The 14,845-nt window shown below is 35.3% G+C and carries 11 protein-coding genes; 7 read left to right on the forward strand and 4 right to left on the reverse strand.

Translation table 11 applies throughout. The annotated features are described in order from the left end of the window. On the forward strand, positions 1–375 hold a 375-nt coding region (locus tag ACK5ON_RS01900; protein ID WP_409819335.1), incomplete at its 5' end, for a nuclear transport factor 2 family protein. A gap of 76 nt (positions 376–451) precedes the next feature. Here the strand turns inward: ACK5ON_RS01900 and ACK5ON_RS01905 are convergent. Then, the gene (locus ACK5ON_RS01905) at positions 452–1,393 is read right to left on the reverse strand and encodes an NAD-dependent epimerase/dehydratase family protein (protein WP_409819338.1); all 942 of its coding nucleotides are present in this window, start codon (positions 1,391–1,393) and stop codon (positions 452–454) included. Between the two features lie 144 nt (positions 1,394–1,537). On the opposite strand from ACK5ON_RS01905, the gene ACK5ON_RS01910 reads away from it, so the two are divergent. Next, positions 1,538–2,134 carry a hypothetical protein gene (locus ACK5ON_RS01910; RefSeq protein WP_396174378.1) on the forward strand — a complete coding sequence of 199 codons (597 nt, stop codon included), beginning with the start codon at positions 1,538–1,540 and terminating at the stop codon, positions 2,132–2,134. Between the two features lie 3 nt (positions 2,135–2,137). After that, on the forward strand, positions 2,138–5,527 hold the full coding sequence (mfd, locus tag ACK5ON_RS01915; protein WP_409819341.1) for a transcription-repair coupling factor: 3,390 nt from the start codon (positions 2,138–2,140) through the stop codon (positions 5,525–5,527). A 171-nt stretch (positions 5,528–5,698) separates the two neighbouring features. Here mfd and ACK5ON_RS01920 read toward each other — a convergent pair whose 3' ends face one another. The 3 genes from ACK5ON_RS01920 to ACK5ON_RS01930 form a co-directional block, all read right to left on the reverse strand. Further along, positions 5,699–7,888 carry a M12 family metallo-peptidase gene (locus ACK5ON_RS01920; protein ID WP_409819344.1) on the reverse strand — a complete coding sequence of 730 codons (2,190 nt, stop codon included), beginning with the start codon at positions 7,886–7,888 and terminating at the stop codon, positions 5,699–5,701. A gap of 80 nt (positions 7,889–7,968) precedes the next feature. After that, the gene (locus tag ACK5ON_RS01925; RefSeq protein ID WP_409819347.1) at positions 7,969–8,328 is read right to left on the reverse strand and encodes a YraN family protein; all 360 of its coding nucleotides are present in this window, start codon (positions 8,326–8,328) and stop codon (positions 7,969–7,971) included. Positions 8,329–8,511: 183 nt separating this feature from the next. Next, on the reverse strand, positions 8,512–9,804 hold the full coding sequence (locus ACK5ON_RS01930) for an aminopeptidase P family protein (protein ID WP_409819350.1): 1,293 nt from the start codon (positions 9,802–9,804) through the stop codon (positions 8,512–8,514). Between the two features lie 121 nt (positions 9,805–9,925). On the opposite strand from ACK5ON_RS01930, the gene ACK5ON_RS01935 reads away from it, so the two are divergent. From ACK5ON_RS01935 to ACK5ON_RS01950, 4 genes are all read left to right on the forward strand, one after another. Continuing rightward, positions 9,926–10,777, forward strand: coding sequence for a ChaN family lipoprotein (locus ACK5ON_RS01935; RefSeq protein WP_409819353.1), 852 nt, complete (start codon positions 9,926–9,928; stop codon positions 10,775–10,777). Positions 10,778–10,807: 30 nt separating this feature from the next. Continuing rightward, positions 10,808–11,680, forward strand: a complete 873-nt coding sequence (locus tag ACK5ON_RS01940; protein WP_409819356.1) for a hypothetical protein — start codon at positions 10,808–10,810, stop codon at positions 11,678–11,680. 161 nt (positions 11,681–11,841) lie between these two features. After that, positions 11,842–12,726 carry a succinate dehydrogenase cytochrome b subunit gene (locus ACK5ON_RS01945; RefSeq protein WP_409819359.1) on the forward strand — a complete coding sequence of 295 codons (885 nt, stop codon included), beginning with the start codon at positions 11,842–11,844 and terminating at the stop codon, positions 12,724–12,726. A 33-nt stretch (positions 12,727–12,759) separates the two neighbouring features. Continuing rightward, positions 12,760–14,769, forward strand: a complete 2,010-nt coding sequence (locus tag ACK5ON_RS01950; RefSeq protein WP_409819361.1) for a fumarate reductase/succinate dehydrogenase flavoprotein subunit — start codon at positions 12,760–12,762, stop codon at positions 14,767–14,769. The last annotated feature ends 76 nt before the right edge of the window (positions 14,770–14,845 follow it).

Raw genomic sequence — 14,845 nt, forward strand, 5'->3', positions numbered from 1 at the left:
GCTAATTTTGTAAATTATTTTGACGCACTAACCGATGACTCCATCTTTATTGGAACTGATGCTACAGAAAATTGGACTAAACCCGCTTTTCAAGCATTTGCAAAACCCTATTTTGATAAAGGAAAAGCATGGAGTTTCACTTCGCTTGAAAGACACATTTATTTTAGTACTGATAAAAAAATGGCTTGGTTTGATGAGCTGCTAAACACTCAGATGAAAATATGCCGTGGTTCGGGTGTTCTCGTTTTCATTAATGGAAAATGGAAAATAAAACACTATGTCCTTTCCATGACCATTCCCAATGATAATGTGGATGATGTCATAAAAATCAAAGCACCAATAGAAGATGCTTTGATTAGTAGTTTGAAGAAGTAAACATTGGACAGTCGCAGTTTTCAGAGGCAGTTTTCAAAAGTTCCATTAGCTGAAAACTGAGACTGAAAACTGCCAACTACTTTTTAAGATTTTCCAACATTTCAACTGTCATTGAAGCCAAATCAAATTTGTGTTTCCAATTCCAATCTTTTTGTGCCGAACTATCATCAATAGATGCAGGCCAACTATCGGCTATCTTCTGACGAAAATCGGGTTTATAGGAAATGCTAAAATTCGGAATATGTTGCTGTATTTCTGCGGCAATTTCTTTTGGCGTAAAACTCACACCAGCTAAATTATAAGAAGAACGGATTTTTACGTCTTCGTCTTTGGCTTGCATGATTTCGATAGTAGCACGAATGGCATCGTCCATATACATCATAGGAAGCGCTGTGTTTTCTGAAAGGAAACATTCATAGTTTCCCTTTTTTAATGCTTTGTGATAAATATCCACTGCATAATCAGTTGTTCCTCCGCCAGGTTCAGTTGACCAAGATATTAATCCCGGATACCGAATACTTCGCACATCAACTCCATAGATGTTATGGTAATATTCACACCAGCGTTCCCCGGTTTGTTTGCTAATTCCATAAACGGTTGTGGGTTCCATGATGGTATATTGTGGCGTATTGTCTCGTGGCGTTGTAGGTCCAAAAACCGCAATACTCGAAGGCCAGAATATCTTTTTAATTTTCTTGGCTTTCGCCAAATTCAAAACGTGAAACAAGGAATTCATGTTCAAATCCCAGGCAAAAGCAGGATTTTTTTCTGCCGTTGCCGAGAGTAAAGCCGCCATCAAATAGACATCGGTTATTTGATATTGCTCTACTAAATGCTCGATTTGGTTGTAATCTAACGCATTAACTACTTCAAAAATACCTTCGTTAACGATATCAATATTCAACTTTCGAATGTCGGAAGCGATGACATTATCAACGCCATACATACTTCTGAGTTTTTTGGTAAGCTCGGTGCCTATTTGTCCGCAAGCACCAATGATTAGGATTTTTGGGTTCATGAAGTGTGTTTGATTTGTTGTGTAAAGATAACGTTTTCGTGAATTCAAATTGGCGAAAATAATTTAAAAAATTACATCCACTTTAACTACTTCATACTAAAGTTTACTTTTACCTTTGTACCTTTGTTTCTTAAATTCATAGTAATGAAATTCACTTTTTCTACTTTTCTTTTGTCTTTATTGTGTCTTACTTCGTGCCAGGAAGACCCAAAAATTCGTGCGTTGGCACAAGAAAAAGAAGCTCAAAAGCAAGAAGTCATTTTCAATACCATCAACAAAGGTTGGAACTTCAACACACAACCCATCAATGAAACCTCAAGTTCGCTTAGCAAAACTTGGCCTGCTTGGAGGGCTTTTTTAACCGAGTTGGGACAAAAACCCAAAAGTACTATTGGTGCTTTTCAAAAAAAAGCCAAAGAACTTTCAAAAAAAGGGTTGGAGTTGCACAATAACATTCCGATAAACTATGATTTACCCGAAATCAAAAGCCGAATTGATGCCATAAATACAAAAATCAATGCTATAAATCTTTACATTCACCTGAATCAAATTCCCGATAAAAAAATTGTACAATTAGTACAAGAGACCAATATTGAGATTACTTCCTTTCAATTTCAACTCGATGAAATTACACGAAAAAGCAACATTAAAATAGAAGATGGCGAAAGCGATATGTTGCGAATGTTAGACACCACAAGAGCAATTCCTACTAACAGTCCAAATTTAAAACCAGCCCAATAAGCTTTGAGCCAAAACGCTTTATACAATACCTATCTGCATGCAACGAAAGTCAAACAAATTGTTGATGCACTTGGCACGAGCGTTAGCGAACTGGCGGAGCAAACTCCGTTGACCAAAATTCAGTTGAAAGGCCTTTTGGGCTCGTCATTATCGTTTATATTTCAGGCCATTTTTAAAAAAAGTGAAAAACCATTCCTTTTAATTCTTAACGAAAAAGAAGAAGCGGCTTATATTCTCAATGATTTAGAGCAAATGATTGGTGCCAATGATGTGCTGTTTTATCCGAGTTCGTATCGTCGTCCATATCAAATAGAAGAAACCGATAATGCAAATGTTTTGTTGCGTTCCGAAGTGTTGAATAGAATTAATTCAAGAAAAAAACCAGCCGTAATTGTGACTTATCCCGAAGCTTTATTTGAGAAAGTAGTCACCCGAAAAGAACTCGACAAAAACACCTTGAAAATTGCAGTTGGCGAAAATGTTTCCATCGATTTTATTAACGAAGTGCTATTTGAATACGAATTCAAACGCGTAGATTTCATTACCGAACCAGGAGAATTCTCTGTTAGAGGCGGAATATTAGATGTGTTTTCGTTTTCCAATGACAATCCGTATCGTATAGAATTTTTTGGTAATGAGGTCGATAGCATCAGAACTTTTGATGTGGAAACACAGCTTTCGGTTGAAAAACAAACCAAGATTACGATTATTCCAAATTTGGAGAACAAATTCATAAAAGAAAACAGAGAAAGTTTCCTCGATTATATCAGCGATAAAACCGTCTTGTGTATTGAGAATGCAGAATTTTTAACTTCGCAATTGGATAAACTTTTTGGCAAAGCCATTGAAACTTTTGACAAACTTTCAAAAGACATTAAGCACGCTGCACCCGAACATTTATTCTTAAATCAAGAAGGGTTTTTGCGCAAAGCGTTGAATTTTTCAATTATTGAATTGTCTAATAAACCGTTGTTTAAAACCACTAAATCTTTCGAGTTTCACATCCAACCACAACCCTCGTTTAACAAACAATTTGATTTATTGCTCAATAATTTAAGCGATAATCATTTTAATGGTTATACCAATTATTTGTTTTGTTCCAATGAAGCCCAAGCCAATCGTTTTCATGATATTTTTGAATCTATTGATGAGGTCAATCACGAGAACGTTCGCAAACAATACCATACCATTGTTTCCTCATTATACCAAGGTTTTATCGATGAAGAAAACCAAATTGTGTGCTACACCGACCATCAAATTTTTGAACGCTACCATAAATTCAACATCAAAAACGGCTATTCCAAAAAGCAAACGCTTTCGCTAAAAGAATTAAATTCACTTTCCATTGGCGATTATGTAACCCACATCGATCACGGAATAGGAAAATATGGTGGCTTGCAAAAAATTCAGGTGGAAGGCAAAACGCAAGAAGCTATAAAATTGGCTTATGCCGATAATGATATAGTGTATGTGAGTATTCATTCACTACATAAAATCTCGAAATACAATGGAAAAGACGGCACACCACCAAAGATTTATAAACTAGGTTCCAATGCTTGGAAAGTGTTGAAACAAAAAACGAAAGCTCGAGTAAAACACATTGCTTTCAACTTAATTCAGTTGTACGCTAAGCGAAGATTGGAAAAAGGATTTGCTTTCGCACCCGATAGTTATTTGCAAAAAGAATTGGAAAGTTCCTTTATATACGAAGATACACCTGACCAAATTACAGCCACACAAGACGTCAAAGCCGACATGGAAAAAGACCGGCCAATGGATCGATTGGTTTGTGGTGATGTAGGTTTTGGAAAAACAGAAGTGGCTATTCGTGCCGCGTTCAAAGCGGTGGATAATAGCAAACAAGTGGCAGTTTTGGTACCAACAACTATTTTGGCCTACCAACATTACAGAACTTTTACCGAACGATTGAAGGAAATGCCCGTTCGTGTGGGCTACTTAAATCGTTTCCGAACTGCAAAAGAAAAGCAAATCACATTGGAAGAATTGGCTTCTGGAAAATTGGATATTATTATTGGCACGCATCAATTGGTGAACAAAAATGTAAAGTTTAAAGATTTAGGGTTGTTGATTGTGGATGAAGAACAAAAATTTGGTGTCAATGTAAAAGACAAATTGAAAACCATTGCTGCCAATGTTGATACACTTACTTTAACGGCAACACCTATCCCGAGAACGCTTCAGTTTTCATTGATGGCAGCACGCGATTTATCGGTTATTACCACAGCACCGCCCAATCGTTATCCAATAGAATCGCAGGTGGTAAGTTTTAATGAAGAGTTAATTCGCGATGCGATTTCGTATGAAATTCAACGCAACGGACAGGTTTTCTTTATCAATAATCGCATTGAAAACATCAAAGAAATTGCCGGAATGATTCAGCGATTAGTTCCCGATGCTAGAGTTGGCATTGGTCACGGTCAAATGGAAGGTAACAAACTAGAAGAATTAATGCTTGGTTTTATGAATGGTGAATTTGATGTTTTGGTAGCCACAACCATTATCGAAAGTGGTTTGGATGTGCCGAATGCGAATACGATTTTTATCAACAATGCTAATAATTTTGGGTTGTCCGATTTGCATCAAATGAGAGGAAGAGTTGGGAGAAGTAACAAGAAAGCATTTTGTTATTTTATTTGTCAGCCCTATTCGATGATGACAGAAGATGCACGGAAACGAATTCAAGCATTGGAACAATTCAGCGAATTGGGCGGCGGATTTAACATAGCCATGAAGGATTTGGAAATTCGTGGTGCAGGCGATTTATTAGGTGGCGAACAAAGTGGTTTCATCAACGAAATTGGTTTTGAAACCTATCAAAAAATAATGAACGAAGCCATTGAAGAGTTGAAAGAAAATGAGTTTAAGGAATTGTATCAAGATGACGATGAAGACGAAAATAAAGAATATGTAAAAGATTTACAAATTGATACCGATTTTGAATTGCTGTTCCCAGATGATTACATCAACAATATTTCCGAACGGTTGAATTTATATAACGAACTGGGTACTATTAAAGAGGAAGAAGGTTTATTGGCATATGAAAAAAAACTTATTGACCGTTTTGGTCCATTGCCGAAAGAAGCCAAAGCACTACTCAATAGCATCCGTATCAAATGGATTGCTGTGCAAATGGGAATTGAAAAAATCATCATGAAACAAGGAAAGCTAATTGGTTATTTTGTGGGCGATCAGCATTCGGATTATTACAATTCAAAGCAATTTAGACAGATGTTACGATTTGTGCATCAACACGGAAACATTTGTAAAATGAAAGAGAAAGAAACTAAAAATGGGTTGCGTTTGCTCTTGACTTTTGAGAATGTGAAATCCATTTCGAGAGCATTAGAGTTTATGGAATTGATGAAACAGTAAAAAATTTACAAGTTGTTTTTAATTCGTTTTTTTCAAACACATAGAAACATAGTATTTTCTGAAATTTATAAAGACGTTTCACTTTACTATAGCATATCATAGCTTTGTGAAACCAAGAATTGGTCTATCCAACTCTTCTTCTCTATGTTTCTATGTGGTTTATTTTTTTAATTACAGTTTCAAAACTTTAAAATTCTTTTCCAATTCACCGAAACTCACTTTAAAGAAATAAGTTCCTGTTGAAAACTGTGAAATATCTACCGAAGTAGTCAAATCGTTTTTCTTTTGTTGGAAAAGCAATCTACCCTCTACATTATATACTTTCACTTCAGTAATTTGAGCATTACTAGACATGGATACTGTCCCTTTTGTTGGATTTGGAAAATAAGAAAAATCAAGATAATTACTGTCTTCAATTCCTAAAGTTCCTGTGCATGTTATTGTAGCATCCCATCCTGAAGCAACTGTTCCTTGGTCTGAATAAAATATAAAAGTCAATGAACCATCTGAAGCTGTTGAGTTAAAAACGCCAGGATTTGTGGTACCTGTCAAACCATCTGGTGTTAATATAGGAGCTAATTCATCCGCCCCATCAAATATATATAAATAATCCCAATTGTTTTCTAAATTGAAACTTGAAAAAGTAGCTCTTAGTTTTAACCCAGGATTATTTGGCGTCATTGTTCTTACCCAAGACTCCCTATCTGTATAATTTCCTGTTGTCCCTCCTGTATCTGTAAAAGGTACACTCGCACAGAAATTTGTTGCTTTAGTGGCTGCCACAGTAGACCTATTAGAGGGTTCAAAACCGCCGGCACAAAGTGGTCTAACTCTTACCCTATAATAAGTATTAGGTTCAAGTCCGGTTGCTGTATAGGAGTTAGTTGTTACTGTATTCCATTGTGCGTTAGTAGATGAAAACGGCGTTAAAGCCACTTCCCAAGAAGTTGTGGTTCCGGCGTCTGACCAAGTTAAAGAAATAGAAGTTGGTGTTTCGTTTAAAATTATTAATTCAGTAATCGTATTGGAACAGCTAGTGGCACAATCAAAACTCAAACAGGTTTTACTATTTACATTGGCTAATATTAATGCCGATGGTTGTGGCCCAAATCCTTCACTAAAACTAATTCCAACCCCCGAGATTAAATGACAGTAACTCATTATAGTTCCTTTTACGTCCGTTGCCGGAATTGGTCCAATATTGGGGCAGGAAGTTTGAGTTGGTTCAAAAAAACCAGCTTGCTGACCACAACCGTCAATTGGGGTATTGTTACCATTCCAATAACAGCCATGAGTATGCGGCGAGCCTAAAGAATGCCCAAATTCATGGGATATTACTAGAACTGTCCAAGAATAAGTTGGAACTGTTGAAAAACTAAAATTAACATCTGAATAACTATAATTATTTTGAGTACAAAGTGTGTTTAGAAAAGCAACGCCACCCAATGCGCCTGGATCTATACCAACTAATTGTCCCACGTCACCGTCAAAAACAACTCTAGTATCAAGAAATGTATAAAGATAATCACTCGAAACTGTTCCGATTCCTTCATACGGATCCTGTTCAGTCCATATAAAAATTGATTTTAATCCTACTGTAATTCCGTCATTATCAAATAAAGTTTGCACATTATTAAAAACCGAAGTCATCCAATTGGTAGTAGTCGTTGAGTTACTTCCGTTTTGAACATATAAATTATTATCTATTTCAAAATAAAAAGTTGTACATCGATCACTATTCACATTTCTATTTTCTTCAACATCGGTTTGAGTTGATTTTCCACTTTCTTCTACATGACAATCAAAGCCATTTAACACTTTCATTTTGGCATCAGAATAAACAATATAATCCGTTTGATTATTCACTTTATCTAACTTTCCTACAACTACATTACCTAATGTAGAACTCGAAAGTATCCCGTTAAATTCACCGTTGAAAAAATTGAATGAAGAAACAGAATTTGTTTCTCCTTTAATAATTCCTCTGTAATGTACTCCTTTTTGATAGCTGATATTTTTTCCTTTATCTGTATCCACATGAAATCCTTCTGCAAAAGGATTTACTTTATACAAAAGAATGGCTATGCTTTGGTTCTGATATGGAATTTCAAGCTCAATAGTTCCGTATTGATTTGTAACAATTTCATTTACTTGTTGAGTATTAAGAGTAGCCAACGTTGCACCATCTACAACTTTGTTTACCTCTTGATTAATCGTGTTTTGGGTGACTGATAACACAGAAAATGGTCTAAAATTTGCTTTTAAACCCTGCAGTTCCGAAACCTTTACGGCTAACTTATTTTGTGCAAAAAGATGACTTACACAAAGCAATGCTGATAACAGTAGGTATTTTTTAGTCATGATAAATAATTTTATACAGTGTAAAGTTATTGAAATTCAATTTAAAACAAATATTTTTTAAAAATTTTAAGAATTGTTTTTTAAAAATAAAAAAAGGCATCTTCAAAATGTTCGATTTTAAATTGGTTATTTTCTTTATAAACCGAAATAATATCAAAACGAACTTCGACCTCTAAATCATTTGAAATTACATATTCATTCACCGCTTTTACTAATAATTGTATTTTCTTTGGTTTAACAAAATCTTGTGGCAATCCAAATTCGATACTGGAACGCGTTTTTACTTCCACCACTGCTAGAATAGTTCCTTTTTGCGCAATAATATCGATTTCCGCTTTTTGAAAAGTCCAATTGATTTCCAGAATATCATAGCCGTTTTTTTGCAGAAATTCTACAGCTAATTCTTCTCCAAATTTTCCTAATTCATTGTGTTCTGCCATTATTTTTACTTTTTGTCATCCCAGGCACAAGGAAACTCAAATAATTAGATTCCTCGTGCCTCGGAATGAACCTTGAAACAAAAAATGGCTCACTTTCGTTAACCTTCTTTTATAAAGACGAGTTTGCTTCGCCAATTCGAGTATAGCTCTCTTACCCTCCTTCGTCGGAATAACAAAATAGGGTTAAGAATTCATCAAACTCTCTATCTCCTCTACTTCAATAGGAATATTGCGCATCAGGTTAAAAGGTTCGCCTTGGGCTTGTATCACCACATCATCTTCCAAACGAATGCCAAAACCTTCGGCTGGAATATAAATTCCAGGTTCTACCGTGAAGACCATATTGGGTTGCATGGGTTCATGGAGTAATCCATAATCATGAGTATCCAATCCCAAGTGATGCGATGTGCCGTGCATGAAATATTTTTTATACGCTGGCCAATCGGGGTTTTCGTTTTGCACATCGGCTTTGTCAATAAGTCCTAAACCCAATAATTCTGAAGTCATAATTTTGCCCACTTCAACATGGTATTGTTTCCAAAGATTGCCTACTGTTAACATTTTGGTCGCTTCGTTTTTTATGCGCAACACCGCTTTGTAAACTTCCTTTTGTCTCTCTGTAAACCGTCCAGAAACGGGAACCATTCGGGTCATATCACTAGAATAATTAGCATATTCAGCACCAACATCTAGCAAAATCAAATCGCCTGCTTTACACTGTTGGTTGTTTTCGATATAATGCAACACATTCGCATTATTTCCCGAAGCAATTATTGGCGTATAAGCAAAACCTTTGGAACGATTTTTCAGGAATTCATGCGCAAATTCAGCTTCGATTTCGTATTCCATCACGTTTGGTTTCACAAAATTTAGAATTCTACGAAAACCCTTTTCAGTAATATCACAAGCTTTTTGAATTAAATCAATTTCTTCGCTTTCTTTTATTGACCGAAGACGTTGCAAAATAGGATTTGATTTTTCGACTTTATGCGCCGGATAATTATTTTTCCACCATTTTACAAATCGGGCTTCGCGGGTTTCTGTTTCAATCGTTGCACGATAATGTTCATTGGTGTTAATGTAAATCGTTTCGGCATACGCCATAACCTCTTTCAACGTTTTATGAAAATCTTGCAACCAAATCACCGATTTGATGCCCGAAACTTCAAATGCACGGTCTTTGGTTAACTTCTCACCTTCCCAAATGGCAATATGCTCGTTGGTTTCTTTCAAAAATAAAATCTCCTTCAAATGTTCATATGGCGCATCAGGAAAAAGTAACAGGATGCTTTCTTCTTGGTCTACTCCACTTAAATAAAAGATGTCGCGGTGTTGTGCAAATGGCAAAGACGAATCTGCAGAAACGGGATAAATATCATTAGAATTAAAAACAGCCACGCTGTTTGGTTTCATTTGTGCTACAAACTTTGCTCTGTTTTTGATGAACAGTTGACGGTCGATTTGATGGTATTTCATTTTAGATTGTTAGATTATTGGATAGTTAGACAATTCGAAATTATATTTATCAAAAATAATCTTTTTTGCTCACATTTTTTTATTCAACTATTAATGAATAATTTTAGGCAAAATTCATCCCATGAAAAAGGTTTCATTATTCATTTCATTTTTGATTTGTTTTGTTTTATCGGCTCAAGAAAAAAAGCCCTACCAACTTTTCGACAAAAAAGGAAATAAAGTTTCTTATGGAAAATTATTGAAAGCAACCGAAAAAGCACAAGTGGTTTTATTTGGTGAGTATCATAACAACGCAATTGTTCATTGGCTTCAACTTGAATTAACCAAAGATTTAGCCGAAAAGAAAGCTTTGGTTCTTGGTGCAGAAATGATAGAAGCTGATAACCAAAAACTATTAGACCTTTATCTTAAAGGAGAAATCAATCAGAAGCAATTGGACACCACTGCCCGACTTTGGCCTAATTATAAAACCGATTATAAACCACTAGTAGATTTTGCCAAAGAAAACAAATTGCCTTTCATTGCTACAAATATCCCAAGACGATATGCTTCTTTAGTTTCCAAAAAAGGGTTTGAAGCGCTGGATAATTTAACCGATGAAGAGAAAACTTGGATAGCACCATTGCCCATTCTTTATGATGCTACTTTACCCGGTTATGTCGAAATGATGAAGATGATGGGAGATCATACTAGTCCAAATATGCCCAAGGCACAAGCCATAAAAGATGCCACTATGGCTTATTTTATTGAAAAGAATTTACAACCCAATTCTGTTTTCATTCATTATAACGGAACGTATCATTCTGACAGTTATGAAGGAATATATTGGTACTTGAAAAAAACATTGCCAACTCTTGATATCATTACCATTTCCACAGTTGAGCAAAAAGATATAGAAAAAATACTTACTGATAATTATACTAAAGGTGATTATATTCTCGTTATAGATGAAGATGTAACAAAAACATATTGATTTCGTCTTATGTTTTGAAACCAAACCAAAATGAGAAAATTAATTATTCTATTACTATTTACAGCTGCTACAATTTCGTTCTTTTCGTGTAGTAATGATAATTCTTCAAATGAAGAACCAATGTTAATCATCAAATTTAAATTTGATGAAAATCAAACTCGATTAAATAACCTAGGTCAACCATCAACAATCCCTGCTGGAAATGCTGCTCAATCACCAATTTTCAACTCCATTTCTGCTCATTATGTTGAGTTAGCACCCAATGCGAATACCCAAATAGGTCAGGGAACTATTGTATATCATGCTCCGGAAACTAATACTGGTGGTGCTAGTGCAATAGATTTTAGTCAGTCAAAAATCGTTGCCGAAGGTGAAACTTTTTTAAAAATTCCATTGAGTCAAGTTGCCGCTGGAAGTTATCAATGGATGCGAGTTTCTTTATCGTATCAAAATTATCAAATTAGTATTCGTCATCAAGGTGTTGATCATACTGGAACTATTGCTAGTTTTGTTGGGTTCAACACTTATATTAGTACTTTTAATATTGGGAACAATATTTTTCCGGTAAACGGTAATAAAGCACAAGGGTATTGGGCTTTTGGACTAAATAATCAGCCCTATTCTTCTTCAGGACAAGCGCCTGCAAACGCTACTACAGTTCCAAATCCAATTGCATCAACTTCACCAATTCCCCAAGGTTCATGTGTTGTGACTGGAAATTTCTCCAATAATTTAGTCATTAATGGTAATGAAACACTAGATGTAAGCATTACATTATCACTTTCTATAAACAACAGTTTTGAATGGCATGAAATTACCGCTGACGGAAAATATGAACCATCTATTGGTGAAAATGTTGTCGATATGGGACTACGCGGATTGATCCCAACTTATGTGAAATAAATTATTTTATCTTTTTAAAACAAAAATTGTCATTTCAATTAATTGATAATCAACAAATGTTAAACTCATATTAAAATGATTATAAATTAGTTCGAAAAGGTTGTGGTTATTTGCAATTAAGACTATTTTTGTACGTCTTTTTTAAATTAATTATTCAACTTATGGCAAAATCTGCACTCTTAAAGTCATCAATCGCAAAAAAATATTGGATGGCTCTTACAGGTTTATTTCTATGCTTATTCTTGACTGGACATCTTGCTGGAAACTTGCAATTATTAGTTCCTGATAATGCGTTAAACTTTAATAAGTATGCGTTATTTATGACGACAAATCCGGCGGTTAAACTCCTTTCATATTTAACCTATGTTTCAATTCTCTTTCATGCCGCTGACGGATTTCTTTTAACTTATCAAAACATTAAAGCCAGACCAATTGGTTACGCCAAAAGTAATCCAGGTGCTAATAGCAGTTTTGCATCAAGAAACATGGCCGTTTTGGGTACACTTATTTTGGTATTTATTGTGACACATATGGTTAATTTTTGGGCAAAAATGCATTTTGATCAAAATATACCATTACATACAGTAACTGTAGAAGTAATGGGTCAAAAACAAGATCTTTACCTTCTAACGAATGGCAGTTATATGCCAACCGCACAAGTAGCAAAATCAAGAGAAGAGGCATTAAAAAGTGGCGTTCCAAATTATATCGAAAACAGAACCGATTTTTATAATGCGCAAGCTAAAGTTAAAGTTGGTGAAGGTTATAAAGATTTATACAAATTAACGGTTGACTTCTTTAAAAGTAAAGGGAAGTTATTTAATGTTATACCAAATGAAGGTTTGGTTTTCACTATTTTATATCTTTTAGCCATGGCAGTTTTAGGATTTCATTTATTGCATGGTTTTCAAAGTGCATTCCAATCTATGGGTCTAAACAGTTCCTCTTGGATGCCTAAAATCAAATTATTTGGAAAAGCGTTTGCAATAGTAGTTCCAATTCTATTTGCCATTATTCCGCTTTACATTCATTTTTTATTAAAATAATTATTCTCACACATTAGTGAAAAACAATATATTATGAAATTAGACTCTAAAATACCTGAAGGACATATTTCACAAAAATGGACGAATCACAAAGACCATTTAAAGCTCGTTGCTCCAAATAATAGACCAAAAATCGACATTATAGTAGTAGGAACAGGACTTGCTGGTGCTTCTGCTGCGGCTTCATTAGGCGAAATGGGCTACAACGTAAAAGCGTTTTGTTACCAAGACTCACCACGAAGAGCACATTCTATTGCGGCTCAAGGTGGAATTAATGCTGCCAAAAATTATCAAAACGATGGTGATAGTACTTTCCGTTTATTTTATGATACAATAAAAGGTGGTGATTACAGAGCTAGAGAAGCCAATGTGCATCGATTAGCAGAAGTTTCATCAAATATAATTGACCAATGTGTGGCTCAAGGTGTGCCTTTTGCACGTGAATATGGCGGATTGCTTGACAATCGTTCATTTGGTGGAACACAAGTACAACGAACATTTTATGCCGCTGGACAAACAGGCCAACAATTATTATTGGGTGCCTATTCTGCACTTTCAAGACAAATAGGATTAGGTAGAGTTCAAATGTTTAACCGTCACGAGATGCTCGACTTAGTAAAAGTAGACGGAAAAGCGCGTGGTATTATTGCTCGTAACTTAATATCTGGCGAATTAGAAAGACATTCTGCACACGCTGTAATTATTGCTTCTGGTGGATATGGAAATGTGTATTTCTTATCTACAAATGCAATGGGTTGTAATGTTACTGCTAGTTGGAAAATTCACAAACAAGGTGCATTATTTGCTAATCCGTGTTTTGTTCAAATTCACCCAACATGTATTCCTGTTCATGGCACCAACCAAGCTAAATTGACATTGATGTCAGAATCGCTTCGTAATTCTGGACGTATTTGGGTACCAAAGAAAAAAGAAGATGCCGAAGCAATTCGTGCTGGAAAATTAAAACCAACACAAATTGCAGAAGAAGATAGAGATTATTTCTTAGAGCGAAAATATCCTTCATTCGGAAATTTAGCACCACGAGATATTTCCTCAAGAGCAGCTAAAGAAGTTTGTGATGCAGGTCATGGCATTGAGGCAAACGATACCAATGAAGGTGTATATCTAGATTTCTCATCCGAAATTCAAACGAAAGGAAAACAAGCGGCTTACGCTAAAGGAAATCATAATCCAAGCCAAGAAGAAATTACCAAATTAGGTAAGCAATGGCTAGAGGAAAAATACGGAAATCTTTTTGCAATGTATCAAAAGATTACTGATGAAAACCCTTATGAAACCCCTATGAAAATTTATCCAGCAGTGCATTACACTATGGGTGGCGTTTGGGTAGATTATAATTTACAATCCACTATTCCAGGATGTTTTGTAGCTGGAGAAGCTAATTTCTCAGACCATGGTGCAAACAGACTTGGAGCTTCGGCTTTAATGCAAGGTTTAGCCGATGGTTATTTCGTATTACCTTATACTGTTTCTAATTATTTGGCAGACGAAATTAGAACAGGTAAAATTTCTACCGATACACAAGAATTTGCTGATGCCGAAAATAGAGTTGCTTCAACTATCGAAAAATTCATCAATAATAAAGGCTCAAAATCTGTAGATCATTTCCATAAACGCCTTGGCTTAATCATGTGGAACAAAGTAGGAATGGGAAGAAATGAAGCAGGATTAAAACAAGCTATTGAAGAAATAGCAGCATTAAAAGAAGAATTCTACAAAGACGTCTATGTTCCGGGCAGTAATGACGAATTAAATCCTGAACTTGAAAAAGCACTTAGGGTAGCCGATTTGATTGACTTAGGACAACTTATGGCAATGGATGCACTTCAACGTAACGAATCGTGTGGTGGTCACTTCCGTGAAGAATACCAAGACAGCGAAGGCGAAACACTTCGTGATGACAAAAACTTCTCCTTTGTGGGCGCATGGGAATACAAAGGAAATGATATCAGCCAAGAAGTGCTGCACAAAGAAGAATTAAAGTATGAGTTTATTAAAATTGCGGCAAGAAATTATAAATAGTAACAAGTGAATAGTAATTAGTAAATAGTCAAAAAGTGCTAATCACTAATTACTCTTTACTAATTTCACTCAAAAA

Source organism: Flavobacterium sp. (genome assembly GCF_046317795.1).
Taxonomy (GTDB): Bacteria; Bacteroidota; Bacteroidia; order Flavobacteriales; family Flavobacteriaceae; genus Flavobacterium.

What these genes read in the sequence shown, in the direction of transcription:
- ACK5ON_RS01905 (WP_409819338.1), bottom strand. Translation starts at nt 1,393, where the DNA reads ATGAACCCAAAAATCCTAATCATTGGTGCTTGCGGACAAATAGGCACC.
- ACK5ON_RS01910 (WP_396174378.1), top strand. Translation starts at nt 1,538, where the DNA reads ATGAAATTCACTTTTTCTACTTTTCTTTTGTCTTTATTGTGTCTTACT.
- ACK5ON_RS01920 (WP_409819344.1), bottom strand. Translation starts at nt 7,888, where the DNA reads ATGACTAAAAAATACCTACTGTTATCAGCATTGCTTTGTGTAAGTCAT.
- ACK5ON_RS01925 (WP_409819347.1), bottom strand. Translation starts at nt 8,328, where the DNA reads ATGGCAGAACACAATGAATTAGGAAAATTTGGAGAAGAATTAGCTGTA.
- ACK5ON_RS01930 (WP_409819350.1), bottom strand. Translation starts at nt 9,804, where the DNA reads ATGAAATACCATCAAATCGACCGTCAACTGTTCATCAAAAACAGAGCA.
- ACK5ON_RS01935 (WP_409819353.1), top strand. Translation starts at nt 9,926, where the DNA reads ATGAAAAAGGTTTCATTATTCATTTCATTTTTGATTTGTTTTGTTTTA.
- ACK5ON_RS01940 (WP_409819356.1), top strand. Translation starts at nt 10,808, where the DNA reads ATGAGAAAATTAATTATTCTATTACTATTTACAGCTGCTACAATTTCG.
- ACK5ON_RS01945 (WP_409819359.1), top strand. Translation starts at nt 11,842, where the DNA reads ATGGCAAAATCTGCACTCTTAAAGTCATCAATCGCAAAAAAATATTGG.
- ACK5ON_RS01950 (WP_409819361.1), top strand. Translation starts at nt 12,760, where the DNA reads ATGAAATTAGACTCTAAAATACCTGAAGGACATATTTCACAAAAATGG.